Annotated in this window: 21 protein-coding genes; 7 read left to right on the top strand and 14 right to left on the bottom strand. The window is 74.5% G+C overall.

Going from position 1 to position 26476, the window contains the following annotated elements:
- Window positions 1-5: 5 nt before the first annotated feature.
- On the top strand, window positions 6-1841 hold the full coding sequence (gene sdhA, locus EYB28_RS07640; RefSeq protein ID WP_166846268.1) for a succinate dehydrogenase flavoprotein subunit: 1836 nt from the start codon (window positions 6-8) through the stop codon (window positions 1839-1841).
- A complete protein-coding gene (locus EYB28_RS07635; protein WP_166846265.1) occupies window positions 1841-2617 on the top strand; it encodes a succinate dehydrogenase iron-sulfur subunit in 777 nt (258 codons plus the stop codon). The genes sdhA and EYB28_RS07635 overlap by 1 nt, the downstream gene beginning before the upstream one ends.
- Here the strand turns inward: EYB28_RS07635 and EYB28_RS07630 are convergent.
- The 9 genes from EYB28_RS07630 to sigE form a co-directional block, all read right to left on the bottom strand.
- Window positions 2601-3653, bottom strand: a complete 1053-nt coding sequence (locus EYB28_RS07630; protein ID WP_240930432.1) for a YihY/virulence factor BrkB family protein — start codon at window positions 3651-3653, stop codon at window positions 2601-2603. The two genes, EYB28_RS07635 and EYB28_RS07630, sit on opposite strands and share 17 nt — an antisense overlap.
- A gap of 74 nt (window positions 3654-3727) precedes the next feature.
- Entirely contained in the window at window positions 3728-4951 is a 1224-nt protein-coding gene (locus EYB28_RS07625) for a HupE/UreJ family protein (RefSeq protein WP_166846263.1), read from the bottom strand.
- Window positions 4948-8847 (bottom strand): metallophosphoesterase, encoded by a 3900-nt coding sequence (locus EYB28_RS07620; protein WP_166846261.1) that lies wholly within the window; start codon window positions 8845-8847, stop codon window positions 4948-4950. Before EYB28_RS07620 ends, EYB28_RS07625 begins: the two co-directional genes overlap by 4 nt.
- Window positions 8848-9096: 249 nt before the next feature.
- The gene (locus EYB28_RS07615) at window positions 9097-9648 is read right to left on the bottom strand and encodes a 2'-5' RNA ligase family protein (RefSeq protein WP_166846258.1); all 552 of its coding nucleotides are present in this window, start codon (window positions 9646-9648) and stop codon (window positions 9097-9099) included.
- The gene (gene trpS, locus EYB28_RS07610; protein ID WP_166846254.1) at window positions 9645-10694 is read right to left on the bottom strand and encodes a tryptophan--tRNA ligase; all 1050 of its coding nucleotides are present in this window, start codon (window positions 10692-10694) and stop codon (window positions 9645-9647) included. The genes EYB28_RS07615 and trpS overlap by 4 nt, the downstream gene beginning before the upstream one ends.
- A 46-nt stretch (window positions 10695-10740) precedes the next feature.
- On the bottom strand, window positions 10741-11127 hold the full coding sequence (locus EYB28_RS07605; protein ID WP_166846251.1) for a twin-arginine translocase TatA/TatE family subunit: 387 nt from the start codon (window positions 11125-11127) through the stop codon (window positions 10741-10743).
- Window positions 11128-11184: 57 nt separating this feature from the next.
- Entirely contained in the window at window positions 11185-12594 is a 1410-nt protein-coding gene (locus EYB28_RS07600; RefSeq protein WP_205710867.1) for a trypsin-like peptidase domain-containing protein, read from the bottom strand.
- Entirely contained in the window at window positions 12591-13643 is a 1053-nt protein-coding gene (locus tag EYB28_RS20090; protein WP_205710866.1) for a zf-HC2 domain-containing protein, read from the bottom strand. Before EYB28_RS20090 ends, EYB28_RS07600 begins: the two co-directional genes overlap by 4 nt.
- A complete protein-coding gene (sigE, locus tag EYB28_RS07590) occupies window positions 13640-14260 on the bottom strand; it encodes an RNA polymerase sigma factor SigE (protein ID WP_166846248.1) in 621 nt (206 codons plus the stop codon). Before sigE ends, EYB28_RS20090 begins: the two co-directional genes overlap by 4 nt.
- A 239-nt stretch (window positions 14261-14499) precedes the next feature.
- On the opposite strand from sigE, the gene EYB28_RS07585 reads away from it, so the two are divergent.
- Entirely contained in the window at window positions 14500-15087 is a 588-nt protein-coding gene (locus EYB28_RS07585; RefSeq protein ID WP_240930431.1) for an O-methyltransferase, read from the top strand.
- Window positions 15088-15223: 136 nt separating this feature from the next.
- Here the strand turns inward: EYB28_RS07585 and EYB28_RS07580 are convergent, their stop codons facing one another.
- The 3 genes from EYB28_RS07580 to EYB28_RS07570 all read right to left on the bottom strand — a co-directional run bounded on the left by EYB28_RS07580 (window position 15224) and on the right by EYB28_RS07570 (window position 17344).
- The gene (locus EYB28_RS07580; protein ID WP_166846245.1) at window positions 15224-15391 is read right to left on the bottom strand and encodes a DUF3117 domain-containing protein; all 168 of its coding nucleotides are present in this window, start codon (window positions 15389-15391) and stop codon (window positions 15224-15226) included.
- Between the two features lie 169 nt (window positions 15392-15560).
- Window positions 15561-16508, bottom strand: a complete 948-nt coding sequence (gene folP / locus EYB28_RS07575; RefSeq protein ID WP_166846242.1) for a dihydropteroate synthase — start codon at window positions 16506-16508, stop codon at window positions 15561-15563.
- Window positions 16505-17344: a TIGR00730 family Rossman fold protein gene (locus tag EYB28_RS07570; RefSeq protein WP_166846239.1), complete on the bottom strand. Its 840-nt coding sequence runs from the start codon at window positions 17342-17344 to the stop codon at window positions 16505-16507. The genes folP and EYB28_RS07570 overlap by 4 nt, the downstream gene beginning before the upstream one ends.
- A gap of 172 nt (window positions 17345-17516) precedes the next feature.
- On the opposite strand from EYB28_RS07570, the gene EYB28_RS07565 reads away from it, so the two are divergent.
- Together EYB28_RS07565 and EYB28_RS07560 are read left to right on the top strand one after the other, a co-directional pair.
- Window positions 17517-19616 carry a prealbumin-like fold domain-containing protein gene (locus EYB28_RS07565; protein WP_166846236.1) on the top strand — a complete coding sequence of 700 codons (2100 nt, stop codon included), beginning with the start codon at window positions 17517-17519 and terminating at the stop codon, window positions 19614-19616.
- A 130-nt stretch (window positions 19617-19746) separates the two neighbouring features.
- On the top strand, window positions 19747-21747 hold the full coding sequence (locus EYB28_RS07560; protein WP_166846233.1) for a sigma-70 family RNA polymerase sigma factor: 2001 nt from the start codon (window positions 19747-19749) through the stop codon (window positions 21745-21747).
- On the opposite strand, the gene dapE is transcribed toward EYB28_RS07560, so the two are convergent.
- Entirely contained in the window at window positions 21716-22861 is a 1146-nt protein-coding gene (gene dapE / locus EYB28_RS07555) for a succinyl-diaminopimelate desuccinylase (protein WP_166851910.1), read from the bottom strand. The two genes, EYB28_RS07560 and dapE, sit on opposite strands and share 32 nt — an antisense overlap.
- A gap of 89 nt (window positions 22862-22950) precedes the next feature.
- On the opposite strand from dapE, the gene dapD reads away from it, so the two are divergent.
- Together dapD and EYB28_RS07545 are read left to right on the top strand one after the other, a co-directional pair.
- Window positions 22951-23925: a 2,3,4,5-tetrahydropyridine-2,6-dicarboxylate N-succinyltransferase gene (gene dapD / locus EYB28_RS07550; RefSeq protein WP_166846230.1), complete on the top strand. Its 975-nt coding sequence runs from the start codon at window positions 22951-22953 to the stop codon at window positions 23923-23925.
- A 32-nt stretch (window positions 23926-23957) separates the two neighbouring features.
- Window positions 23958-24851, top strand: coding sequence for a hypothetical protein (locus EYB28_RS07545; protein ID WP_166846228.1), 894 nt, complete (start codon window positions 23958-23960; stop codon window positions 24849-24851).
- A 212-nt stretch (window positions 24852-25063) separates the two neighbouring features.
- Here the strand turns inward: EYB28_RS07545 and EYB28_RS07540 are convergent, their stop codons facing one another.
- Window positions 25064-26386, bottom strand: a complete 1323-nt coding sequence (locus EYB28_RS07540; RefSeq protein ID WP_166846227.1) for a citrate synthase — start codon at window positions 26384-26386, stop codon at window positions 25064-25066.
- Between the last annotated feature and the right edge of the window lie 90 nt (window positions 26387-26476).

Genomic DNA, 26476 nt, shown 5'->3' with positions numbered 1-26476 from the left:
CCCCGATGCAGACACACCAGTACGACGTCGTCATCGTCGGCGCAGGCGGCGCCGGCATGCGCGCGGCGCTCGAGGCCTCCGGCGAGGCCCGCACCGCCGTCATCTCCAAGCTGTACCCCACCCGTTCCCACACCGGCGCCGCGCAGGGCGGGATGGCCGCCGCCCTCGCGAACGTCGAGGAGGACAACTGGGAGTGGCACACCTTCGACACCGTCAAGGGCGGTGACTACCTGGTCGACCAGGACGCGGCGGAGATCCTCGCCAAGGAGGCCATCGACTCCGTCCTGGACCTGGAGAAGATGGGCCTGCCGTTCAACCGCACGCCCGAGGGCCGGATCGACCAGCGGCGCTTCGGCGGCCACACCCGCGAGCACGGGCAGGCAGCGGTGCGCCGCGCCTGCTACGCGGCGGACCGCACCGGGCACATGATCCTGCAGACGCTGTACCAGAACTGCGTGAAGCAGGACGTGGAGTTCTACAACGAGTTCTACGTGCTCGACCTCATCACCGACCACGACCTCACCACCGAGGACATCGAGGACGGCGCCGAGGTCAACGCGACCGGCGTGGTGGCCTACGACCTCGCCTCCGGCGAGATCCACGTCTTCCAGGCCAAGGCGATCATCTTCGCCACGGGCGGCGCCGGGAAGATCTTCAAGACCACGTCGAACGCGCACACGCTCACCGGCGACGGGATGGCGCTGGCCTACCGCCGCGGCCTGCCGCTGGAGGACATGGAGTTCTTCCAGTTCCACCCGACGGGCCTGGCCGGCCTGGGCATCCTGCTGTCGGAGGCCGCGCGCGGCGAGGGCGGCATCCTGCGCAACTCCGAGGGCGAGCGCTTCATGGAGCGCTACGCCCCCACCATCAAGGACCTCGCGCCGCGCGACATCGTCGCCCGGTCGATGGCCAACGAGGTGCGCGAGGGGCGCGGCGCCGGCCCGAACAAGGACTACGTGCTGCTCGACCTGACGCACCTGGAACCGGCGCACATCGACGCCAAGCTCCCGGACATCACCGAGTTCGCGCGCACCTACCTCGGCATCGAGCCGTACACCGAGCCGGTGCCCGTGTACCCCACCGCGCACTACGCGATGGGCGGCGTGCCGACCAACGTCGCCGGCGAGGTGCTGCGCGACAGCCACAACGTCGTCAAGGGCCTGTACGCGGCCGGCGAGGTGGCGTGCGTGTCCGTGCACGGGTCGAACCGCCTGGGCACCAACTCGCTGCTCGACATCAACGTGTTCGGCAAGCGTGCAGGCCGGTCGGCCGCCGCGTACGCGAAGACGGTCGAGCGCCACCCCGACCTGCCGGAGCACCCGACCGCCCGCGTCGAGGCGCAGTTGTCGGAGATGCGCGACCGCCCCGAGGGCGAGCGCGTGGCCGACGTCCGCCGCGCCCTGCAGGAGACCATGGACGCCAACGCGCAGGTCTTCCGCACCGGCGAGTCGCTCAACGAGGCCCTCGCGGACATCCGCGAGCTGCAGAAGCGATACCGCAACGTGTCCGTGCAGGACAAGGGCAAGCTGTTCAACACCGACCTCCTCGAGGCCATCGAGCTCGGCTTCCTGCTCGACATCGCCGAGGTGACCGTCGTCGCCGCGCTCAACCGCAAGGAGTCGCGCGGCGGGCACTACCGGGAGGACTTCCCGAACCGCGACGACGCGAACTACATGCTGCACACGATGGCGTACCGCCGTCCGACGTCGGCCCCCGACGCCGGTGACGGGCACGTCCCGGGCTACTTCGACCACGTCGAGGACTTCGGGGACTACAAGGTCGTCCTGGGGTCCAAGCCCGTCACCCAGACGCGCTACGAGCCGATGGAGCGGAAGTACTGATGACTGCTGTACTCGAGAACCCCGCGACGGAGTCGCCGAAGCCCGAGGCCGGCGCCGTGTCGACCTTCGACGTCACGCTGCGCGTGCGCCGGTACAACCCCGAGTCGGAGCACGGCGAGGAGTCGGTCTGGGACGAGTTCACGGTCACCGCCCACGGCACCGACCGCGTCCTCGACGCCCTGCACAAGATCAAGTGGGAGCAGGACGGGTCACTGACCTTCCGGCGGTCCTGCGCGCACGGCGTGTGCGGGTCGGACGCGATGCGGATCAACGGCCGCAACCGCCTCGCCTGCAAGACTCTGCTCAAGGACGTCAACCCGGACAAGCCGATCACCGTGGAGCCCATCAAGGGCCTGCCCGTGATCAAGGACCTCGTGGTCGACATGGAGCCGTTCTTCGCCTCCTATCGCGAGATCATGCCGTTCCTCATCACCTCGGGGAACGAGCCGAGCCGGGAGCGGCTGCAGTCGGCCGAGGACCGCGAGCGGTTCGACGACACCACCAAGTGCATCCTGTGCGCCGCGTGCACGTCGTCCTGCCCGGTGTTCTGGACGGACGGGCAGTACTTCGGCCCGGCCGCGATCGTCAACGCGCACCGGTTCATCTTCGACTCGCGCGACGAGGGCGCCACGCAGCGCCTGGAGATCCTCAACGACAAGGAGGGCGTGTGGCGCTGCCGCACGACCTTCAACTGCACCGAGGCCTGCCCGCGCGGCATCGAGGTGACCAAGGCGATCCAGGAGGTCAAGCGCGCGATGATCACGCGCGCGTTCTGACGCTCTCCTCACGCAGGCCGTAGGAGCCCCGTCGTACCCCACGGACGACGGGGCTCCACGGCTTTCCGGCCCCCTGACCGCGGCGCACCACGCGGTCGATCTCCTCGGCGTCCCGCCGCGCGGCGACCTCGTCCTCCGCGTGGGCGAGCTCGTCGAGGCGCGGCGGGTCGTAGATCCACGCGCACACCAGCAGCAGCACCCGGGCGATGAAGTTCACGAGCACGAGCACGGTGACCAGCGCCGCGAACGACCCGAGGATGGGGTTGTCCGTCGCGCTCGCCGTGACGATCGACGTCCCCGCCCAGCGCAGCACGCCGGCGACGACGCCGGCCACCAGGCAGCCCACCAGGAAGTCGCGGCCGCGCCGCGGACGCACGCGGGCCACCACCCGGATCACGAGGAACACGAGCAGCGCGTCCAGGAGGACCCCGAACGCCAGCGTGCCCAGGCTCAGCGTGCGCGCCAGCAGCATCGAGTCGCCGAACCAGGCGGTGACCTGCCGGGTGATCGTCTGGGACAGGATGCTCGCCGCCGCCGACGCCAGCACCATCGCCCCGAGCAGCGCGAACCCCGCCAGCTCCCACACCTTCGACAGCACGGGGCTGACCCCGACGACGGGCTGGTCGAACATGGAGCGCACCGAGACACGCAGCGCCCGCATGAACCCGATCGCGGAGAACAGCAGCACGACGACGGCGATGACGTTCGGCAGGGTGAGCGCCGAGGGCAGGATGAGATCGTCCGGGCTGAGGATGTCGCCCTTGTCCGTGCCGATCAGCCCCGGCAGCCAGGTGTCGATCTGCGCGAACACCGCCTCCTGCAGCTCGGGGCGCCTGCCGAGGGTCACGGAGAAGAACGTGAACCCGATCGCCAGGGCCGCGAACAGGGAGAAGATCGCGGTGTAGGCGATGCCGCCGCACAGCAGCGCGCCGCGCCGGTCCGAGTACCACTTGAACGACCGCATCACCCGCAGGTCCTTGACGCGCTCGTTCAGCTGCACTGCGCGCTCGCCCGCGCGTCGGACCTGGTCGTTCACAGTGCCCGACCCTAGACAGCCGTGGCGAACCCCGCGAGCGGGACCCGGCGGGTCCGACCCGGCGCCGCCGCGACTCAGCCCGCCTGGACCAGGCGCTCCGCCGTCCACCAGAGTGCCACGAGGGCGATCGCCGCGGTCCCGGCGGTCACGGTCCACCGCGCTGTGCGCGGCGCGCGGGACCGCAGGAGCGCCAGCAGCGGGAAGAGCAGCGCGACGAGCGCGAGCTGGGCCGCCTCGATCCCGGCGTTGAAGGCGAGCAGCGACCACAGCAGGTCCCAGGACCAGGCCGCGTCGATCCCGAGGGCCCCGGCGAAGCCGAGCCCGTGCACCAGCCCGAACGCGACGACCACGGGCAGCCTCCACCGGTCCCATCGGGTCCCCCTCTTCCCCGCCGGCCGGGACCGGCGCAGCGCGTCGCGCAGCCCGACCGGGTCACCGCCGGCCGGCACCCAGGGCCCGGCGCGCCACAGCCCGGCCAGGTCCATGCCCGCGACGACCGCGATGGACGCCGCGATCACCGGCTCGATGACGGTCGCCGGTACGGCCATCAGCCCGAGCGCGGCGAGCAGGAAGGTCGCCGAGTGCGCCACGGTGAACCCGGTCGCCAGCAGCACGACGTCCCGCAGCCGCCGCACCCCGACCAGGAGCGCGAGCAGGAACAGCACGTGGTCCGGCCCGAGGAGCAGGTGCTCGGCCCCGAGCAGGAAGAACGACCCGAGCCGTGCCGCGACCTGCCGCTCCCCCGTGACCAGCGCAGGGGCGTCCACGGTGAGCACCGCGGACCCCCGCTCCCCGTCGAGGTCGTAGCGCACCAGCGTCTCGGTGGAGTGCACGAACGACTCCTGGTCCGGGAAGAGCGCACTGGTCACCCGGTGCGCCCGCCCGGGCTCGCCGTCGCACGCGAACGCGTAGTCGAGCGAGGCGTACATCGTCCCGCCGCGCTCGACGACGTCCGTGCCGCGCAGCGACGGAGCGCACGGCTCGCCGTCGTAGGCGACCTCGAACCGCCCGGTCACGTACCGGTCGACGTCGCCCTCGTACTCGTCGAGCTTCGCGAGCTGCGCCGCGCGCCCCGCCACCTCGTAGGCGTCGGCCCGCAGCCAGGCGGACTTCATGAGCAGGTCGTACTCGAGGTCGAGCGTCGCGTGCACGTCGGAATCCGCACCCTCGCCCGCTGACGCCGTCGTCCCGGAGACGTCCGCGTACACGTCGGACGTGGCGTCGTGCGCGGCGGCGGGGCCGGCGACGGCGACGAGGGTCGCCGCCGCCAGGCCCACCGGAACGAGGCGACGGATCACTGCCCGGCCGTCGTGAACCACGACGGCGAGGCCGTCGCGCGGCCCCCGCCGGCGGTCTCCGCCGTCGCGAACCACGCGTAGGTGCGGCCGGGCCGCAGCCGGCCGGCCCACTCCACGCGCGCCGTCCCGCCCGAGGCCACCGTGTCGCGTCCGATCTCCTCGACCGGGTCGTACAGCACCACGGCACCGGTCTCGACGCTGGTGGTGCGGCTGGTCAGGTCGACCGGCAGGACCATGTCGTCCTCGCGTCCGTCGAACCTCCCGTCCTCGTCGTACTCGGTCGCGCCGAACTCGTCCAGGAGCGGCGAGTACGTGTCGACGTGCATCTCGCCGGCGTCGACGTCGAACTGGAGCATCCGGAAGAAGGACGCCCCGAACCGCAGCCGCGTCGCGGGGTCGTACCCCACCGAGCCCAGCCCGAGGCGGTCCGCCCGCACCGTGTAGAACTGGTAGTCGGCGAGGAGCTCCACGACGCCGTGCCCGATGTCGCCCACCGCCGGCGGGCGGACGTTCGTGCCCACGCCGTGCCGGTGCCCGGCGAGCACGAGGAACACGTTGTCGTTGTCCCGCACCAGCAGGTCGTACAGGAGCGGCCCGTCCGACCCGCCGAGGTTCGCGCCGCGCCCGTCCGGGGATGTGGAGGGCTCCAGGTAGTCGTGCGTGAGCAGGATGCCGTTGCGGTCGCCGTAGCGCTGGAAGATCGACGCCGCCCACTCGGCCTCGTCCCGCGTGACGCCGTAGCTCAGCCCCACCACCACGAAGTCGAGGCCGCCGGCGGTGAACAGGTCGTAGTGGTTCTCGTTGGACCCCGGCGTCATGGTGCCGCCGTAGGTGGCGTTCTCCCAGGAGCTCGAGAGCGCCTCGTACCGGTCCGGCCCGAAGTGCTCGTCGTACAGGGTCGGGTCCTGGCCGGACCGGTTGTCGTGGTTGCCCGCCACGACCCCGTTCGGGATCCCTGCGGCGTCGATGCGCCCCTGCGCCGCGGACGCGAACTCGAGCTCGCCGGCGACCTGGTCCTCCAGCTCCGGGGGGATCGCACGGATGTTGTTCTCGATGATGTCGCCGGTGTGCGCGACGTAGGCGATCTTGCGCTCCTCGGCGTTGTCGACGATCCAGTCCATGACGCCGGTGTAGGCGCCCGCCCAGGTCCGGCGCTCCTTCTCGGTGGCTCCCTCGACAGCCCCCTCGGAGAGGTACTGCGTGTCGGTGTAGTGGACCATCGAGAAGTCGTAGTCGTCCGGGTCGGCGAACCTGTCGTGGTCGCCCGGGTCGATGTCGTCGGCGAACGGGTCGGTCCCCGTGACCATGGCGTGGACCGTGCCGCCGGTGACGTGCTCCGGCCGGACGGCGGCCTCGAGCGTGGTGTCGCCGTCGGCGGCGCCGCGCCGGGTGGCCAGGACGTCCCACGCCTCGTCGTCCGCGTCCCAGGCGTGCAGGGTGACCAGGCGCGCCGGGTCGGCCGTGCCCTCCCAGCGCAGCACGGGCTCGGTGGCCTTGCCGCGCACGGGGACGTCGAACCGCTGGTAGGTGACCTCCGCCGACGACGGCGACGCCACGCTCTGCCCGTCCCCTGGCGCGAGCCGACGGGCCTGGCGGACGCGCTGCTCCCCCGGGACCCGCAGCGTGGTGGGCACGGCGTCCGCCTCCCCCTGCCACGCGGCCTTCGGCGTCAGCGCCTCGGCCCGCGTGAACACGGTGGTCACGTCGCCGTCGTCCGGCTCGCTCACGGTGGCCGACAGCGTGACCGGCGCCTGCACGTCCTGCGTCCCGGAGGCCGGGGCGACGGCGGCAGGCACGTCGGGGATCCCGGCGCTGGTGAACGTGACCTCCCGGGTGGACTCGTTGCCGAGCCCGTCCGTCGCGGTGACCTCCACGGTGTGCTCGCCCGCCGAGAGGCCGGGCCCGACCGGGTCGCCGACGACGATGGCGGCGCCGTCGAGCGTCACGTGCGGGCCGTCGACCACGCCTGAGGCGTCCTCGAGCTCCACGGCCAGGGGCACGCTCGTGGTGATCCGGCCCCCGTCCGCGGGCGTGCTCGCGGTGACGGCGGGGCCGCTGTTGTCGGTGACGATCGTGCGAGTGGCGACCTCGCCGGTGGCCGACGTCGCCGCCAGGGTGTGCTCGCCGTCGGCCAGCTCGGCCGTGCGGACCTGCGCGAGCAGGCCGCGCGCCGGCGCGTCGACGTGGAAGTTCCAGTCGGCCTCGACCTCCGGGTTCACGCTGGACCCGCAGCTGCCGTCGCCCATGGTGTGGGTGGCGCGCATGCTCGCGTGCGTGGCCGTGCCCTCGGCGGGGATCAGCTCGGGCGCGGACAGCGCGAAGTCGTCGCGGTTGTCGCCGCACGAGGTGTCGTGCAGGGTCCCGGCGATCACGTCGACCCGGTTCCAGCCCGCCAGCAGCCACTGGTTCGGCACCGTGACCTCGACCCGCTCGGAGACGTGGTCCTCCTCGTCCAGGTCCACGCGGTGCCCGTTGACCAGCAGGTACGAGTGGTATCGGGCCTCCATCGAGTTCGAGCCGACGTCGAACGCGAGCGTCGCGTCGCCCGCGCCGAGCGAGTCGGCCAGGGTGACCGCCGGGGCGTCGATCGTGTACGTGAGCGACACCTCGCGCAGCGCGTCGTTCGACCCGCAGCTGCCGTCGCCCATCACGTACCGGTCGGCCGCGTCGCCGGGGACCGGCTCGCCGTCGTGCACGAGCGCCAGGCCGGAGATCGTGAAGTCGTCCCGGTTGACGCCGCAGGAGGAGCCGCGGTCGCCGGTGACGACCTCGATCGTGTTCTCGCCCGGGACCAGGATGCTGCCGGGCAGGGTGACGTCGACGCGCTCGTCGGCCCAGTCCCCGCCCAGCTCGACGCGGTGCCCGTTGACCCGCAGGAAGTCGTGGTAGCCGTCGTCGATCGAGTTGGAGCCGACGTCGAACGAGAACGTCGCCGCGCCGCCGCCGAGGTGCTCGGCCGCGGGCGGCGCCTCGCCGTCGAGCGTCAGGTCCGCGACGCCGCCCTCGCCGCCCGCCCGGGCCGCCGCGACGACCGGCACGATGCCGTGGGCGAGCGTCCCGTCCAGCGGGGTGAGGCTCGGGGCACCGGTCGGGGCGTTGTTCACCGTCACGGTGTGGGTGGTCGCGGCGCCCGCCGCAGTGCGGGCGGAGAGCTCGTGGGTGCCGTTGCCGAGCGCCGTCGTGTCGAGCTCGGCCGTCAGGCCCGTGGTGGACTGCGGGTCCGTCTGCACGAAGAAGCTCAGCTCCGCGCTGAGCACCTTCGACGTGCTGGAGCCGCAGCTCCCGTCCCCGAAGTCGTACGTGTACGCGTTCTCCTCGCCGTCGGCGGTCTCGCCGAGGAGCTCGAGCGTGAGGTTCGACAGGACGAAGTCGTCGTGGTTGGTGCCGCAGGAGGTGTTCTCCTTGGGGCCGGCGAAGATCTCGACCACGTTCTCGCCGGCGGTCAGGTACTCGTTCGGGATCTCGAGGGTGGCACGCTCGCCCGCCCACGTCTCGGGCTGGTCGATGCGGTGGCCGTTGACCTCGAACCAGTTGCCGAACGACCGGTCGGCCGAGTTGCTGCCCACGTCGAACCGGAGCGCGGACGTGCCCGTCGTCGCGGTGGCACCCGGGACGACGGCGCCGTCCATCCGCAGCTCCGCGACGCTCGCGCCGGGCGCCGTCGGGGTGGCCGCCACGGTGACGACGCCCTCGAGGTAGTCGCCGTCGTCCGGCACGAGGACCGGCGCGGACGCCTCGCCCGCGGGGCGGTCCTTCGCCGCCGGGACGCCGGGGTCGGTGCCGGCGGCGGCCGCTCCCGACGTCGACGTCATCCACGTGGTGAGCAGCAGCGCCGCCGTCGTCACGGCAGCCGCCGACTGGAGGAGCTTTCTGCGTGGTCGCCCGGTCTCGTGCATGGCGGTCCCTTCCGGTCGCGTGCGGATCGGGCCTCACGCTGCCGGGCAGGGGTGAACGTGGCCCGAGGCACGGGCGACGGGCGAGGAAACATCGGGCCGGCCGGGAGCACGCGGGTGAACACGCGCGACCCCGCAGGTCGCAGGGGCCGCCCCGGTGACGACCCGGGGAGATCGCGGGTCCGGCGGGCCACCGGGAGTTCACGCACCGGCGGTGGCCCGCACGAACGCCTCGGGGACCGGGCGCGCTAGCTAGGAGGCGAGGTCCCCCGTGAGCGGGAAGCAGCGCTGCGGACGCCACACCTCGTCGTCGCCGTGCTCGTACTGCCACAGGCAGTCGACGTCGAACGCCCCGTCGAATCCCGCCAGCTCGGTGAACGCGCGGTCCAGCTCGGCGTCGGGCACCTCGTGCGCCACCGTGACGTGCGGGTGGTAGTTGAACCGCGTCTCCTGGTGCAGCACTCCGGAGCGGGTCGCCCGCTCGAGCTGCTCGCACTCCGCGATGCCGGCCGCCAGGGCGACGAACACCACCGGTGAGACCGGCCGGAACGTCCCGGTGCCGCGCAGCTGCACCCGGAACGGCGGCGTGTCGGCCGCGACCTTGCTCAGGTGCTCGACGACCGTCGGCATCACGGCCTCGTCGACGACCGTCGGGCCGATCACGGTGATGTGCGGAGGGATGGCCTGCGCGAGGGGGTCGCCGAGCTCGGCGCGCGCCCGCTGCAGCTCGCCGGCGTACGGTTCGGGGACCGCGATCGCGATGCCGATCCGCACCTGGGCCGGCCCACGGGCAGGAAGGTTCACCGCGGGCCCCGCGGGAGCAGGCCGACGCGGTCGTAGAGCCGGTCCAGCACGGGACGGGCGATCGCACGGGCGCGCTCGGCCCCGTCGGCGAGGACCTTGTCGAGCTGGGCCGGGTCGGACAGGTACGTCTGCGCCCGCGCCTGGAAGGGCTCGAGGAACGCCACGACGGCGTCCGCGAGGTCCACCTTGAGGTAGCCGTAGCCGCGCCCGTCGTACTCCGCGGCGATCTCGTCGACGCCGCGCCCGGTGACCGCCGAGAAGATGGTCAGCAGGTTGGACACGCCCGGCTTGCTCTCCGGGTCGTGGCGCACGCCGTAGGTCTCGTCGGCGTCCGTCACGGCGGACTTGATCGCCTTGGCGGCCTTCTTCGGGTCCTCGAGCAGCCAGATGACGCCCTTGCCACCGGCGTTCGACTTGCTCATCTTGGCCGTCGGCTCCTGCAGGTCCTGGATCTTGGCCACGGCCTTGACGATGTGCGCCTCCGGGACCACCGCGGAGCCCGCCCCGAAGCGGCCGTTGAGGCGCTCGGCGAGGTCGCGGGTGAGCTCGAGGTGCTGGCGCTGGTCCTCGCCGACCGGGACGAGCGCGGTGTCGTACAGCAGGATGTCGGCGGCCATCAGCACCGGGTAGGTGAACAGGCCCACGGTGGTGCCCTCGGAGCCCTGCTTGGCCGACTTGTCCTTGAACTGCGTCATCCGGCCTGCCTCGCCGAAGCCGGTCTGGCAGCTGAGCAGCCAGGCGAGCTCCGCGTGCTCGGCCACGTGCGACTGGACGAAGAGGATCGACTTCTCGGGGTCGATGCCGCCGGCGAGGTACTGGGCCGCCGTGCGCCGGGTGCGCTCCCGCAGCGCGGCAGGGTCCGGCCCCACGGTCAGGGCGTGCAGGTCCACGACGCAGTAGAGGGCGTCGTAGTCGTCCTGGAGCCGCGCCCACTGGGCCAGCGCGCCCAGGTAGTTCCCGAGGTGCAGCGAGCCGTCGGTCGGCTGCATGCCGGAGAAGATGCGGGGCCTGGCGCCCTGGGAGGCCGGAGGGATCACGTCGGGCATGGGGCTCATTCTGGCAGGTCGGACGGAGCGGCAGGAAAACGCGGGCTCATGTGGCCTCGTCGTCGTACGGCGCGGGGTCGCCGCTCTCCGGCGCCGTCGTGGCCGGGGCCGGGGTGGCGGCGGACGCCGCGGCGGTGGCGCCCGCGGCGCGGCTCGCCGTGCGCCGCGGGGCGGGCTCGTCGTCGTCGAGGAGCGCCTCGCGCACGATCCTGCGGGGGTCGTACTGCCGCGGGTCCAGCTTCGACCAGTCGACGTCCTTGATCTCGTCGCCGAGCTCCTCGTCCATCCGCTCCTTCGCGTCGCGCAGCATCGCCTTGCCGCGCTTCACGAGCTTCGCGAGCTGCGCCGCGTACTCGGGCAGCTTCTGGGGGCCGATGAGCATGACGGCGAGCACCACGATGACGACGAACTCGGCGCCGTTGATGTCCAGCACGCACGCCAGCCTAGCGGGCTCCCGCCGTCGGCAGGACCCCCGCGTCCGGACCCGGCCTCATCCGCTGCGGCGCTCCTCGAGCACGACGCGCACGTCGCGCTCCCCCTCGCCGCTGCGCACCCGCAGCGTCACGGCGTCGCCCGGCTGACGGGCGCGGATGGCGACGATGAGCTCGTCGGTCCGCGCCACCGGTCGGCCGTCGACCGCCAGGATGACGTCGCCGGCGCGGATACCCGCCAGGTCCGCGGGGCCGCCGGGGGTGACCGGCTCCTGGCCCTGCTGGGCCTCCGTGACGACCTGCACGCCCTCGCCCGTGTACGAGCTGTCCAGCAGGACGCCGATCACCGGGTAGGTGGCCCGGCCGGTCTCGATGAGCTGCTCGGCCGTGTGCCGCACCTGGTTGGCCGGGATCGCGAAGCCGAGGCCGATGCTCCCGGTGCTCGTCATCGACCCGGGCGGCTGCGCGATGGCCGAGTTGATCCCCACGACCTCGCCGTCCGCGTTCACCAGCGGTCCGCCCGAGTTGCCCGGGTTGATCGCGGCGTCGGTCTGGATCGCGTCGATGAACGCCGTCTGCCCGGCGCCGTCCCCGGCCTGCACGGGGCGGTGCAGCGCGCTGACGATGCCGGTGGTGACCGTGGCGTCGAGCCCGAGCGGCGCCCCGACCGCGAGCACCGCGTCACCGACGACGACCGCGTCGGAGTCGCCCAGCACCAGCGGCTCGAGCCCGTCGGCGTCCACCTTCACCACGGCGAGGTCGTAGTCGCTCGTGCGGCCGACCACCTCGCCCCGGTGCTCGCTGCCGTCGGCGAACGTCACGGTGATCCCGGCGTCGCCCCCGGCCGCGCCCGCCACGACGTGCTCGTTCGTCAGGAGGTAGCCGTCGTCGCGCAGCACGAAGCCCGACCCGGTCGCGGCGCCCTCGCCCGTCGCGACCTCCAGCGACACGACGCTCGGCAGGACCTCGGCAGCCAGGGTCGCCACGGAGCCGGCCGGGCGGGACGACGGCGCGGCGTCGGCGTCGCTCGCGAGCCCTCCCACGGGGGTGGGCAGGGCGGCGTCGTCCGGGCGCCCGTCGTCCGTGGCGTCCGACAGCCGGTCCCCCGCGACACCGCCCACGACGCCGGCGAGGAACGCGAGCGTCACGACGCCCGCGCCGACGCGCCGGCGGGGGCGGGTGCTCCCGTGCCGCCGCCCGTCACCGGGGGGCCCGGCCGGCGCGGGAACGGTGCCGGCCGGCTCACCGGGCGTGCCGTGACCGGCCCTGGCGACGCCGGGCGGTGCCGGGGTACGACCGGCGTCAGGCGCGTCGTCGCGGACCGGGACGGGCGCGGCGGAGGGCTGCGGCCCGGACCCGGCGCCCGGGCCGGCGGCCTCCCCGCGCCCGGGAGGCTCCGGCGGCGCGAAGAGGTCGTCCGGGCGCGCCGGGCCGGTGCCCGGCGGTGCGTCGTCGGGGCGCTGCGTCATGGTCGCCAGAGAACTCCTGTCACGGTGGTCCACCCCCGGGACAGCTGGGGCAGGACCCCGGCATCGTAACGACCGCCGGGGAAGTCCGCCACGAGATCGGTGAGCACGTCGTCCGGCACGTCGGCGCTCACGTCAACCGCGGTGTCCCCCGCCTGCCAGACGACGTGCCACGGCTCGCTCGACAGCACGCGGACGTCGTGTCCCGGCACCTGCAGGGTCGTGCCGCCCGTGGTGGTGGCGGCGAGGCGGCCGTACCGCTGGCGCACGACGATCGTCCCGTCCGGCCCGGCGACGTCGAGCTCGACGACCCCGTCGCGCTCGGAGCCGCCGTCCGAGCCGGTGTCCGACCCCGTGTCCGAGCCGGCGTCCGCGGCGCCCACGCGGCGGACCGCGGGCCCCTCCGCGGCGCCGTCGACCCGCAGGGCCGTGACCTCGTACCCCTCCGGCAGCGCGGACGGTGCGGCCCAGCCGTGCTCGGCGAGCCACGCCAGGGCACCGGCGGTGGGCCCGTCCGGCCCCGACAGGTCGACCGCCGTGCCGGACGACGCCCCGCCCGCGAGGGTCTGCGCCGCGGGCTCCCCCGCGGCCTCGGCGAGCGTGGACAGCGCCGCCGCGCGCGACGGGTCGGGCGTGACGACCGGGGCCTGGCCGAGCGTGAGCAGGGCCACGCCCAGCAGCCCGACGCCGCTCGCGCCGACCGCCACGAACCGCCGCCGGCGCACCCGCCGGTGCCGGGCCTCGAGGTCGCCGGTGAGCGCCGGACCCCATGCAGGCTCCGGGTCGCGCCACGAGCGCGGGCCGTCGGCGCGCAGGGGGTCGTCGGCCGCGGGCGGGATGGACGCGGACAGCGCCAGCAGGCGGTCGGTCAGCCCCGGGTCGGGCGCGACGTCTCGCGCCGCGGCGAGGGCGCGGTGCGCGGCCCGTGCCGCCGCGAGCTCGTCGGCGCACCGGGCGCAGGTCGCGACGTGCGCGAGCGCGCGCTCCGTCGTCGCCGCGTCGAGCTGGCCGTCGACGAGGTCGCTGACCCAGCACCCCAGGTGCGCGCTCACCGTCGGCCCCCGCCGGCCGGGCCCGTCACCTCGTCACGGCGGTGCTCGAGCGAGTCCCGCAGCTGCGCCCTTGCCCGGTGGATCCGCGAGCGCACCGTGCCCAGCTTGATCCCGAGGGTCACGGCGATCTCCTCGTAGCTCAGCCCCTCGATGTCGCACAGGACGACGGCGGCCCGGTACTCGGGCCGCAGCGCGTCCAGCGCCTGCTGCACGTCGTTGTCGAGGTTGGCGTGCTCGAAGCCGCGCTCGGGGCGCCCCGGGCCCTCCGGGGACGCCACGCGGGCGGCGTCGTCGCCCATCGCCTCCATGCGGATGCGCTTGCGCCGGCGCACCTGGTCGAGGAACAGGTTCGTGGTGATGCGGTGCAGCCACCCCTCGAACGTGCCGGGCGTGTAGCTCGACAGGGAGCGGAACACCCGCAGGAACGTCTCCTGCGTGAGGTCCTCCGCGTCCTGCGGGTTGCCCGTGAGGCGGTACGCGAGGCGGTAGACGCGCGCGGAGTGGTCGCGCACGATCTGGTCCCAGGTGGGCGGCGTCCACGCGGCCGCGCCCGTGTCGTCCGCCGGTTCTCGCGCGGGCGCGCCCGGGCCGGTGCGGGCGACGCTCGTCCCGCTCATCGCTGTCCTCGTGGCCGGAGCACCGGCCGCTGCTTCGTCACTGACATCTCGCCCCCATCGTCCCACGGATGCGTGCGCGCAACCTGTGAGGTTCCCGCGTACGATCGCCACGACCTCACCGAGGGCTCGACCGAGACCTCGTCAGCATCCCGTGGAGGACCATCATCACCACCGACTTCACGTCCGGCGTCGACGGCGCCCGCGCGCGGACCGCGGCGTGGTCCTACGCCGAGGCGTTCGTGCCGGAGGACGACGTGCTGCTGCGGGCCCGCGAGCGCGCGGCGGAGCTCGGCTGCCACGCGGTGACGCCGGGCACCGGCGCGGTCCTGCGCGTGCTGGCGGCGGCGGTCGGGGCCCGCACCGTCGTCGAGGTGGGCACGGGCACGGGCGTCGCGGCGCTCTGGCTGCTGGGCGGCATGCCCCCGGAGGGCGTGCTCACCACCATCGACGCCGAGCTGGAGCACCAGCGGGCGGCCAAGCGGGCGTTCGCGGAGGCGGGCGTCGCGCCCACGCGGACGCGGGCGATCCCCGGCCGGCCCGCCGACGTCCTGCCGCGCCTCACGGACGCGGCCTACGACCTCGTGCTGGTGGCTGCCGACCCGCACGCCTACCCCGAGTACGTCGGCGAGGCGCTGCGCATGCTGCGCCCCGGCGGTGTCCTGGCCGTCGACGGTGCCCTGCACCACGGGATGGTGCCCGACCCGGCGCGGCGGGACGAGGTCACGACGGTCGTGCGGGAGGTGGGTCGGTCGCTGCAGGCGGACCCGCGCGTGCTGCCCTCGCTGGTGCCGGCGGGCGACGGCCTGCTCGTCGCCGTGCGGCGCTAGCAGTACAACTGGCGCGGGCGTCGAGGTCCGGTCGCGCGCCACGGCACGGGGCCGGACGACGCGACGGGCGTGGGACAGCCGCCGCTGTCCCACGCCCGTCGGTGCGAATCAGTCGCCGGACGATGTCATCCGGACGTCATCCGACGACGTCGTGGAGCGCCTCGCCCAGCTCGGAGGCCTCGGTCGCGTTGAGCTCGACGACCAGACGGCCACCACCCTCGAGGGGGACCCGCATGACGATCCCGCGGCCCTCCTTGGTGACCTCCAGCGGCCCGTCACCCGTCCGCGGCTTCATCGCAGCCATCTGTGGCACTCCATTCCGTTGTCCGGTTCCTCGGCCCGCCCCCTCCCCCGACGCTCGCCGGCCGGCGGGACGGCGAGGAGGCGCGCCCGACCATTCTAGGTCAGAACCGGGCCGCGACTTCCACACCTCGGACCGTGCCGGCCGACTGCCGAGACCGCGCGGGGAGGCGTCAGGCCATGCCGCGCGCGGCGCGACGCGGCGGGGCGTCGTCGCGCACCGCCGCCACCATGTCCAGCGCGTGCCGGGCGGCGGCGACGTCGTGGGCGCGGAAGACGGTGGCACCGAGCCACGCGGCCACGGCGGTCGCCGCGAGGGTGCCCTCGAGACGCTCGTCGGGCGGCAGGCCCAGCGTCTCGCCCACGAAGTCCTTGCGGGAGAGCGCCATGAGGAGCGGGTGCCCGAGCCCGGCGAGCGTGGCCGTGCGGCGTACCAGGTGCAGCGAGTGCCAGGTGTTCTTGCCGAAGTCGTGCGTGGGGTCGACCAGCACGGACGACGGCGGGACGCCGCACCCCACGGCCCGAGCGGCCGACGCCCGCAGCGTCGCGACGACGTCGTCCAGCAGCCCGTCGCGCGGGTCGCCGTCCCGCCCGGTGCCGGCGGGCGGGTACTCGACGCGGTAGGGGTCGGTGCGGGGCACCGCCCCGCCGGTGTGGGAGCACACGACGCCGACGCCGGCGGCGCCCGCCACCTCGACGAGCTCGGGGTCGTGGCCGGCCCACGTGTCGTTCACCAGGTCCGCGCCGGCGGCGACCGCCTCGCGCGCCACGCCCGAGCGCCAGGTGTCCACCGAGACCAGCAGGTCGGGCACCTGCTCCCGGACCCGCGCGACGAGGGGCACCACGCGGTCGATCTCCTCCGCCTCGCCGACCTCGGGGCCCACGCCCGCGCGCACCCCGCCGACGTCGAGGATCTGCGCGCCGTCGGACCACGCACGGTGCGCCGCCTCCAGCGCCGCCCCGTCGTCGGCCAGGCGCGCCGGGGCGTAGAACGAGTCGGTGGTGCGGTTGACGATCGCCATGACCACGGGGCGCAGCACGCCGTCCGTGCCCCGGCCGACCTCCCGGCCACGCAGCACCAGCGGGGTGCCCGCGGCGGGCACCCCGGGCGGCGGTGTCACGGCCGGTCGGCCGTCGCCGGCGACGCGTCCCGCTGGTCCTCCACCAGCTCGTCGAGGGCCTCCCGCTCGGAGGCCGCGAGCGCCCGGCCCCGCTCGACGACGTACTGCACGGCCTCGGCGGGCGAGTCCGTCAGGTGCAGCAGGTCGAGGTCGGCGCGGCCGATCATGCCGCGCTCCGCGACGGCGGAGCGGGCCCACTCCAGCAGACCGCCCCAGTAGTCCGAGCCGACCAGGACGATCGGGAACTCCGTGACCTTGCGCGTCTGCACCAGGGTCAGCGCCTCGAACAGCTCGTCGAAGGTGCCGAACCCGCCGGGCAGGACCACGAAGCCCTGCGCGTACTTGACGAACATCGTCTTGCGGGCGAAGAAGTAGCGGAAGTTCACGCCCAGGTTCACGTACTCGTTCATGCCCTGCTCGAAGGGCAGCTCGATCCCGAGCCCGATCGACGTGCCGCCGGCCTTGTGCGCCCCCGCGTTCGCGGCCTCCATGATCCCCGGCCCGCCGCCGGTGATCACGGCGTACCCGGCCTCGGCGAGCAGGCGGCCCACCTCGGTGGCCATCGCGTAGTCCGGGTGGTCGGGCGCCGTGCGCGCCGACCCGAAGACGGACACCGCCGGGCCGACCTCGGCCAGCGCGCCGAATCCCTCGACGAACTCCGACTGGATGCGCATGACGCGCCACGGGTCGGAGTGCACCCAGTCCGTCTCCCCGCCCGCCGCGAGGAGACGCTGGTCCGTCGTCTGCGCGGGGATCTGCGTGCCGCGCAGGAGCACCGGCCCCTTGCGGTATCCGCGGCCCGACTGCCGTACGCCCTCGTCGCTGCTGTCGCTCATGACCCGAGCCTACGGCGTCGCCGCGACGACACGTCCGCGGCTCGATCATGACGCGCGTTCCCGGTGGGATCCGTCACGCGCTCCCGCGCGTCAGCACGGCACCCGTCCGGTGTCTGGAAGGGGTGGAGGCCGGTACTACCTGCCGGCCCGACACGCACGACGAGGGAGAACCGTGCCACGCACACGACACCGCCAGCCTGCGTTCGCGCCCCGGGGGACGACGGTGCCTCCCGGCCGGCGCGGGACGCTCGCCCGCGCGACCGGGACGCTCGCCGCCCTCGGCCTGGCCGCCGCCTCGCTCGTGGCCGCCGGCGGCCCGGCGGCGGCCGCCGGCGCGGACTTCGAGGTCGACGGGAACCAGGCCACCGACACGACCCTCGACTGGGAGACCGTCGAGGGCGTCAGCGTCGTCACGGACGCGGTCGGCCAGGACGAGCAGGCCGCCGACCCGCAGACGTACTTCGGCCCGGGCGACCAGGAGGACGGCTACCCGGGCTGGGAGCCCGAGGGGACGCCGCCGTCGGGCAAGTCGGACGTCGGCAACGTCCTGGTCGCCAGCGAGGTCGACGACGACTTCGACCAGTGGCTGTACCTCGGCTTCGATCGTGACAACGGTCAGGGCACCGGGCGGTACTACGTCGAGCTCAACCAGGCCGACACGACCGGCGAGCTCGCCCCGACCCGCACCGAGGGCGACCTGCGGATCGTCATCGCCGACCGGGGCAACGTCGGCCTCGACTGCCAGAGCGTCGACGTGTGGGACGGGGGCTCCTGGTCCCCCACGGACTGCTCCGGGTTCGACGTCGCGGTCAACGACGAGCCCGTCGCGGACTTCTTCGGCTCCCCCGTCGCCGAGGAGGGCATGATCGGCGAGAACCAGTTCGTGGAGACGAAGATCGACCTCACCGAGCTCGGCGTCGGCGGCACGTGCCCGGCCGAGGGCTTCGCGACCGTGCACCTGCGCTCGCAGGAGGGCCAGGCGGACGGCGAGGGCAAGCTCAAGGACGACGCCGAGGGCCCGATCGACGTGCCGAGCCTGTGCGCCGACGTCACGATCCTCAAGGCGAACGAGGACGGCGAGCCGCTGGCTGGCGCCGAGTTCACGGTCAGCCCGGACCCGGCCACCCCGGCCGACGCGGACAGCTCGACGACCGTCACCACGGGCGAGGACGGCACGGTGACCTTCACCGAGCTCGGCGAGGACGCCTGGGGCGTCGAGTTCACGGTCACCGAGACGGCGGCCCCCGAGGGCTACCTGCTGCCGCCGCCGGGTGAGCGGACCCGGACGGTGACGCTCGAGCCCGGGGCCTCCGAGACCCTGACCTTCACCGACCCGCTGGCCTGGCAGCCGCTGGAGCTCGAGGTGGCCGGCGAGGCCGTGGCGACGATCACCCACGAGTGGACGGTCGACAAGGCGGCCGCCGAGGACGAGGTCACGATCCCGGCCGACCAGGAGTCGGCCGAGCTGCCCTACGAGATCGTCGTGACCGAGGGCGCGGCCGCGACCACGTCCGATCGGAGCGCCTCGGTGACGGTGACGAACCCGAACGACGGGGTGGTCACCGGCACGCTCGACGTCGTGATGAACGACGAGCCGTGCACGGTCGACGGCGCCGAGGACGCCGACCCCGGGACCGAGGGCCTGCAGGTGGAGCTCCCCGCCGGCGAGACGTCGTACGACGTCACCTGCGACACCGCGGAGCCGGGCGGCACGGCCACCGCCACCGTCACCTGGGACCGCGGCACCTACCCGGAGACGCAGGACGACGTCGACGACCCGGAGAACGCGCCGCTCGGCACGGCGACCGCCGCCACGGAGATCGACCCGACCACGACCCACGTGAACGGCTCCATCGAGGTCTGGGACGACTTCGTCGCTCCCGACGACGAGCCGGAGCTCCTCGGGACGGTCGACACCCAGGGCGAGGGCACGACCACGTCGTTCGACGTCACGCGGACCGTGGAGGTCCCGCAGGGCGAGTGCCTCGACGTCGTGAACGACGCGTACCTCGTCGCCGACGGGACCGAGCTGGACCGGGACACCGCCACCGTGCGCGTGTGCCGCGAGGTCCCGAGCGAGCCCACGCCGACGCCGACGCCGACCGTGCCCACCACGGAGCCGACGCCGCCGGCGACCCCGGGGCCGACTCCCCCGACGGAGCCGACCCTGCCCCGGACGGGCGCGAACATCGCGCTCGGCGTCCTCGGCGCCCTGCTCCTCGCGGGTGCGGGCACGGCGCTCGTCGTCCTGCGCCGGCGGGTCCGGGGCTGACCGCCCACCGCCGCCACGGCCACCCGTGGTGCGCGCCCGCTCCTGCGGGCGCGCACCACGGGTCTTCCCACGCGCCACGCGGCGGCCTACGCTCCAGGAGCCACCACCGACGGTGGCGACGAAGGAACGCATGAGACCACGCACCCGCAGTCAGGTCCCGCGTCGGGGCGGCACCGAGGCCGACGACCGGCGGCCGACCGCGCGCCCGTACGCCGACCTGGCCGACATCGAGCTCCTCGCGCGCGTGCGCGACGGGGAGGCCGAGGCCTTCGCCCCGCTGTGGGAACGGCACAGCGCCGCGGCCCGCCGCGTCGCCGCGCGCATCTCGTCGACGATGGACCCGGACGACCTCCTGCACGAGTCGTACGCGCGCGTCCTCGCGGCCGTGCGCGCCGGCCACGGGCCGCACACCGCGTTCGTCCCCTACCTCTATGCGACGATGCGCAACGTCTCGCAGAACGCCGCGCGCCACGTCGAGGAGCCGCTTGCCCTGGACCTCGACGTCACGGACCTGGTCGGCCCGACGGAGGACGACCTGCTGGACCGCGCGGTCCTCCGGAAGGCCTTCGCGGACCTGCGCCCGCAGTGGCGCGACGTCCTGTGGCTGACCGAGATCGAGGGGCTGGCGCCCCGCGACGTCGCCGCACGGCTCGGGGTCTCCTCGAACGCCGCGGCCGCCCAGGCCTACCGGGCCCGCGACGCGCTGCGCGCTGCCTGGCTCGCCGCCCACGTCCCGGGGCCCTACCCGACCGACGACTGCGCGTGGTGCGTCGCACGTCTGGTGCGGGAGCGTCCGCTGACGCGGCGCGGACGCCGGCGGCTGGACGCCCACCTCACCGGCTGCGACCACTGCCGGGCCGTCGAGCGCGAGCTCGTGGGTCTCCGCGCACGCCTGCGCGGCCTGCTCCTGCCGCTGGCCTGGTGGCCCGGCGCCGGCACCCTGCCCTGGCTGCCGCCCGAGGCCGGCGGTGGCGGCCCCCTCCTCGACGCGCTCGGCCGGGCGCAGCCGCCGCTGCCCGCCGCCCCCGGGGCGGGTGCCGGGGTCGCGGGGTCCGCGATGGCCGGTGCGACCGCCGTCGCCCTGTCCGGTGCGGCGGCGGTGTCGTTCGGTGCCGTCGCAGCCGTCCCCGACGACGCGCCGGCGATCGTGGTGTCCGCCGACGACGACGCGGCGGGTGGATCGGCTCTCGACCTCCCGGTCGCCGACGACGGCGACGCGGAGCTCGGCGACGACACGAGCGGGGCAGCCCCGGGACCGGCCGACACCACGGTCGCCGCAGCCCCGTCCGCCGCGGCGAGCACGCTCGAGACCGCCGAGGACGAGGCGGCCCCCGCCGTCGTCCCCGACCCCGCCCCGTCCGCGTCGCCGCCCGCCGCGACACCCTCCCCCACCGCCTCGCCGGGCGCGGCCACGCCGTCGCCGAGTCCCGAGCCCGAGCCCGAGCCCGAGCCCGAGCCCGAGCTCACGGTCGCGCCGGTCGCCGGCGACGGCCGATGGCTGCCCGAGCTGGCCGGCACGGGCCGGGCCGGCAGCCCGTTCACCGTCCTCGTGGACGGCGTGGCCGCCGCGACCGGCACGGTCGACGGTTCGGGGGCCTGGGACGCGGTCGTCGACGCCGCCCCCGGCGCGCACCACCTCACCGTCCGGTCCGGCGACGACGAGGTCGCGGCGGGCGCCGTCGACCTGACCGCGCCGCGCCTGCTCACCGTGCAGCGCGAGGGCACGGCCGCACCGAGGATCGTGGTCCGCACCGCCGGTCGCACCCCCTTCGCCCTCGTGGTCGACGGCACCCGCACGGAGGTGGTCGTCCCGGCGTCCTCGACCGTGCGACGGACCCTGCGGGGCCTCGACCCGGGCGAGCACGTGGTGACGCTGCGGCACCTCGACCCCGGGAGCGGGCGCCGGGGCGCCGCCCGGTCCCGCACCGTGCTCGTCGGCGACACGGCGCGGCCCGGCAGGCCGGCCACGACGCGGCCGGCACCGGAGGCCTCGCCCCGCGGACGGCAGGACGAGGTACGACCGGAGCCGGGACAGCCCGCGACCACCCCGTCACCGCCCGGCAGGCCCGCGGCGACGCCGCCCGTGGACCTGCCCGCCGTCAGCAGGCCTGCGCAGGCCCCCCACCGATGAGCCAGGCCCGCAGCGCGTCCCGGCACCGGGCGAGGCGGGCGACCGGGAGCCGCTCGTCGTCCTTGTGGGCCAGCACCGGGTCGCCCGGGCCGAAGTTCACCGCGGGCACGCCCAGCTCGGCGAAGCGCGCGACGTCCGTCCACCCGTACTTGGGCTGCGGGGTGCCACCCGTGGCGGCGAGCACCGCGGCGACGAAGTCGGCCGCGAGCGGCGCGTCGAGCCCGGGGCGCGCGCCCGGCGCGGCGTCGGTGACCACCACGTCGTAGCCGTCGAAGAGCTCGCGGACGTGCGCCTCGGCCTCCGCGACGCCGCGGGACGGGGCGAACCGGTAGTTCACGGTGACGGTGCACGCGTCGGGCACGACGTTGCCGGCGATCCCCCCGGAGATCCCCACGGCGTTCATACCCTCCCGGTACACGAGCCCGTCCACCTCGACGTCGCGCGCCTCGTAGTCCGCGAGCCGTGCGAGCACGGGCGCGGCCGCGTGGATCGCGTTGACGCCCGCCCAGGAGCGGGCGGAGTGGGCGGCGACGCCCGTGGTGCGCACCTCGACCCGCAGCGTGCCGTTGCAGCCGCCCTCGATGCCGGCGTTGCTCGACTCGCCGAGGATGGCGAAGTCGCCGGCGAGCAGGTCGGGGTGGTGGCGCGCGAGCCGGCCCAGCCCGTTGCGCTCGGCCTCGACCTCCTCCAGGTCGTAGAAGACCCAGGTGACGTCCACGCCGGGCTCCGGGCCGTCCGCCCGGCCGAGCTCGGCGGCCAGCGCCAGCATCACCGCGATGCCGCCCTTCATGTCCACGGTGCCGCGCCCCCACAGCTCGACGGTGCCGTCGGGCGCGGTGGCGAGCCGGGTGGGCAGGTTCGGCGGGTCGGTGAGCGGCACCGTGTCGAGGTGGCCGGCGAGGACGACGCGCTGCGCGCGCCCCAGCCGGGTGCGGGCCACGAGGGCGTCGCCGTCGCGCAGCACGTCCAGGCGCGGCTGCGCGCGCAGCACGACCTCGACGGCGTCGGCGAGCGCCCGCTCGTCGCCGGAGACCGACGGCACGTCGCAGACGGCCGCGAGCAGGTCGACGAGGTCCGAGTCGGGCAGCGTGGCCGGGTCGAGGAGGCCGAGCAGGTCGACGGCGGCGCGCGGGTCGGTGGGGGCGGCGGTACGGTCCGTGGTCACCCGCACATCCTGGCAGACGGGCCGTCTACCCTGGCCCCATGACGACGCCTGCTACGCACGCCACGCGCCCGGCCTGGGGCCTCGGCCTCGCCACCGTCACGGACGACGGCACGACGCTCGACGTCTGGTACCCGAGCCCGCAGCTCGGCGCGCCCCCCGCGTCCGACGTCGACGTCCCTGCGGAGCTCGACGCGCTCTCGGAGCGGGACGACGCCCGCCGGGTGGACGTCGTCGTCGTGCGCACCGAGATCGACCTCGACGCCGCCCCCGCCGACGCGGCCGACGCCTACCTGCGCCTGCACCTGCTCTCCCACCGGCTCGTGCAGCCCCACGGCGTCAACCTCGACGGCCTGTTCGGGGTGCTCAACAACGTCGTCTGGACGTCGCACGGCCCGTGCCCGGTGGAGGGCTTCGAGGCGACCCGGCTGCGCCTGCGGGCCGCGACCGGCCGCGCCGTGACCGTCTACGGCATCGACAAGTTCCCGCGCATGGTCGACTACGTCGTCCCGCCGGGCGTCCGCGTGGCCGACGCGGACCGCGTGCGCCTGGGCGCCCACCTGGCCTCGGGCACCACCGTGATGCACGAGGGCTTCGTGAACTACAACGCCGGCACCCTCGGCTCGTCGATGATCGAGGGCCGCGTCTCGGCCGGCGTCGTGGTGGGCGACGGCTCCGACGTCGGCGGCGGCGCGTCGATCATGGGCACGCTCTCCGGCGGCGGCAAGATCGTCATCAGCGTCGGCGAGCGCTCCCTGCTCGGCGCGAACGCCGGTCTGGGCATCCCCCTGGGCGACGACTGCATCGTCGAGGCGGGCCTCTACCTCACCGCGGGGACCAAGGTGACGGTGCTCGGCGAGATGGGCGCCGACGGCGACCCGCTGGTCGTCGCCGCCCGCGACCTGGCGGGCCGCGACAACCTGCTCTTCCGCCGGAACTCGCGCACCGGCGCGGTCGAGGCCCTGCGGCGCGGCGGCGTGGGCGTGGAGCTCAACGCCGCCCTGCACGCCAACTGACGCCGGCCGGACCGCGGGACGGGGACCGGACGGTGTCCGCACGACGTCGCCCGCGGCGGGGGTACGCCGCCGTCGCGGGCGTGCTGGTGGTGGGGGTCGCCGCGACGGTCGGCGTCGTGTGGACGCTGCGCGCCCTCGACGACCGTTCGCGGCCGGTGCGCTGCGCCGCGGCGCTGGACGGCACCGACTGGTACCTGACGCCCGTGCAGGCCGAGAACGCGGCCCTGCTCGTCGGGACGTCCCTGCAGCGTGACCTGCCCGCCCGTGCGGCGACGATCGCGCTGGCGACCGCGCTGCAGGAGTCACGGCTGGAGAACATCGACTACGGGGACCGGGACTCCCTCGGTCTGTTCCAGCAGCGCCCGTCGCAGGGCTGGGGCACGCCGGAGCAGATCCTCGACCCGGTGTACTCGACGGGCGCGTTCTACGACGGCCTCGTCGAGGTCGACGGCTACCAGGACCTGGAGGTCACGGTCGCCGCGCAGGCGGTGCAGCGCTCGGGGTTCCCGGACGCGTACGCGCAGCACGAGACCCGGGCCCGTGCCTGGGCGTCGGCGATGACGGGGCACTCCCCCACCGCCGTGACCTGCTCGCTGCCGTCCGACGAGGACGAGGCGGCGACCGACGGCGCCGGCGGGGCGGAGGTGCTGTCCGACCGGCTCGCGCGCGACCTCGGCCTGCACGACGCGACGTCGGCCGGCGACGACGGCGTGGTCCGTGTCGACGCCGCGGCGCTCGGCGGCGACACCACCACCGCCACCTGGGTCGTGGCGCACTGGGCGGTCGCGACGGCCTCCGTGACCGGCGCGACGGAGGTCCGCGCCGGCGACCGGGCGTGGACGCGCGACGCCGGCACCTGGTCCGCCGTCGACGACGGGGACGACCAGCCCGCCGGCCGGGTCACCGTCACCCTCCCCCGCGACTAGGGTCGGCCACCGCGCGCATCCGACGAACGAGGACGATCGTCGCGTCCGGCCGTGCGCCGGACGCGGCCGCACCCCACGACCGCCCCCGCCGTCGGGTCGGGATGGTCGTGTCGAGAGGCTGGACGGGCCTGGCGGGAGGTCGCGAGGAACGAGCGACCGGATGGACGCCTCGCGACACGACCATCCCGACCCGTCGGCCTACGGCCTGACGGTCAGCGCTGGTCGAGCGGCACGTACGGACGCTCGGTCGGCCCCGTGTAGACCTGACGCGGGCGGCCGATCTTCGTCTGCGGGTCGTTCATCATCTCGCGCCACTGCGCGATCCAGCCCGGCATGCGCCCGAGGGCGAACAGCGGGGTGAACATCGCCGGGGAGAAGCCCATCGCCTTGTAGATGAGGCCGGTGTAGAAGTCCACGTTCGGGTAGAGCTTGCGCTCGACGAAGTAGTCGTCGCTCAGCGCGATCTCCTCGAGCCCGCGCGCGATGTCGAGCAGCTCGTCCTTCGCGCCGAGGCGGTCGAGGACGGCGTCGGCGTGCTTCTTGACGATGGCGGCGCGCGGGTCGTAGCTCTTGTAGACGCGGTGGCCGAAGCCCATGAGCCGGACGCCGTCCTCCTTGTTCTTGACCTTCTTCATGAAGGTCTCCACGGAGTCGTCGCCGCTGCGAATGCTCTCGAGCATCTTCAGCACGGCCTCGTTCGCGCCGCCGTGCGACGGCCCGGACAGGGCGTTGACGCCGGCGGCGACCGACGCGTAGAGGTTCGCGTTCGACGAGCCGACGACCCGCACCGTCGACGTCGAGCAGTTCTGCTCGTGGTCGGCGTGCAGGATCAGCAGCTTGTCCATCGCGGACACGAGGACGGGGTCCGCCTCCCAGTGCTCGTACGGGCGCGAGAACGTCATGCGCAGGAAGTCGTCGACGTACCCGCGGGCGTAGTCCGGGTACATCAGCGGCTCGTCCCGCATGGAACGGTGCACGTAGGAGGTGATGGTGCGGACCTTGGCGAGGATGAGCACCGTCGCGAGCTCGACCGCCTCGGGGTCGTGGGGGTCCAGCGACTCCGGGTAGTAGGTCGCGAGCGCGTTCACCGCCGAGGCGAGGATCGACATCGGGTGCCCGCCCCGCGGGAACGACGACAGGAAGGCGCGGAAGCCCTCCGGCACGAGCGTGTGCCGGTTGACGCGCTCCTCGAACGCCTCGAGCTCGGACGGCGTGGGCAGCTCGCCGTTGATGAGCAGGTAGGCGACCTCGAGGAACGTCGAGGAGTCGGCGAGCTGCTCGATCGGGTACCCGCGGTAGCGCAGGATGCCCTGGTCGCCGTCGATGTACGTGATCGCCGAGGAGCAGGACGCGGTGTTCGTGAAGCCGGGGTCGACCGTGACCATCCCGGTGTCCCGCAGGAGCGACGACACGACGATGCCGTCGTTGCCCTCGGTGGCGGGGACGACGGGCAGCTGCCGGGCGGTGCCGTCGACGACGAGCTCGACCGAGGCGGCCTCGCCAGGCTGGCCGGCGGCAGGCGTGGTGGACGTCATGTCTTCCTTCCGTGACGGGCCCGGCGGCTCCCGGCGACGGGACCCGGAGGGCGCGTGACTCGTGACTCTGGGACGGAGTGCCCGGGGCGC

It is taken from the genome of Isoptericola sp. BMS4 (genome assembly GCF_011634835.1).
GTDB lineage: Bacteria > Actinomycetota > Actinomycetes > Actinomycetales > Cellulomonadaceae > Isoptericola.
This window is presented reverse-complemented; position numbering and strand designations above follow the sequence as displayed.

What these genes read in the sequence shown, in the direction of transcription:
- sdhA (WP_166846268.1), top strand. Translation starts at nt 6, where the DNA reads ATGCAGACACACCAGTACGACGTCGTCATCGTCGGCGCAGGCGGCGCC.
- EYB28_RS07635 (WP_166846265.1), top strand. Translation starts at nt 1,841, where the DNA reads ATGACTGCTGTACTCGAGAACCCCGCGACGGAGTCGCCGAAGCCCGAG.
- EYB28_RS07620 (WP_166846261.1), bottom strand. Translation starts at nt 8,847, where the DNA reads ATGCACGAGACCGGGCGACCACGCAGAAAGCTCCTCCAGTCGGCGGCT.
- trpS (WP_166846254.1), bottom strand. Translation starts at nt 10,694, where the DNA reads ATGCCCGACGTGATCCCTCCGGCCTCCCAGGGCGCCAGGCCCCGCATC.
- EYB28_RS07600 (WP_205710867.1), bottom strand. Translation starts at nt 12,594, where the DNA reads ATGACGCAGCGCCCCGACGACGCACCGCCGGGCACCGGCCCGGCGCGC.
- sigE (WP_166846248.1), bottom strand. Translation starts at nt 14,260, where the DNA reads ATGAGCGGGACGAGCGTCGCCCGCACCGGCCCGGGCGCGCCCGCGCGA.
- EYB28_RS07580 (WP_166846245.1), bottom strand. Translation starts at nt 15,391, where the DNA reads ATGGCTGCGATGAAGCCGCGGACGGGTGACGGGCCGCTGGAGGTCACC.
- EYB28_RS07570 (WP_166846239.1), bottom strand. Translation starts at nt 17,344, where the DNA reads ATGAGCGACAGCAGCGACGAGGGCGTACGGCAGTCGGGCCGCGGATAC.
- EYB28_RS07560 (WP_166846233.1), top strand. Translation starts at nt 19,747, where the DNA reads ATGAGACCACGCACCCGCAGTCAGGTCCCGCGTCGGGGCGGCACCGAG.
- dapD (WP_166846230.1), top strand. Translation starts at nt 22,951, where the DNA reads ATGACGACGCCTGCTACGCACGCCACGCGCCCGGCCTGGGGCCTCGGC.
- EYB28_RS07540 (WP_166846227.1), bottom strand. Translation starts at nt 26,386, where the DNA reads ATGACGTCCACCACGCCTGCCGCCGGCCAGCCTGGCGAGGCCGCCTCG.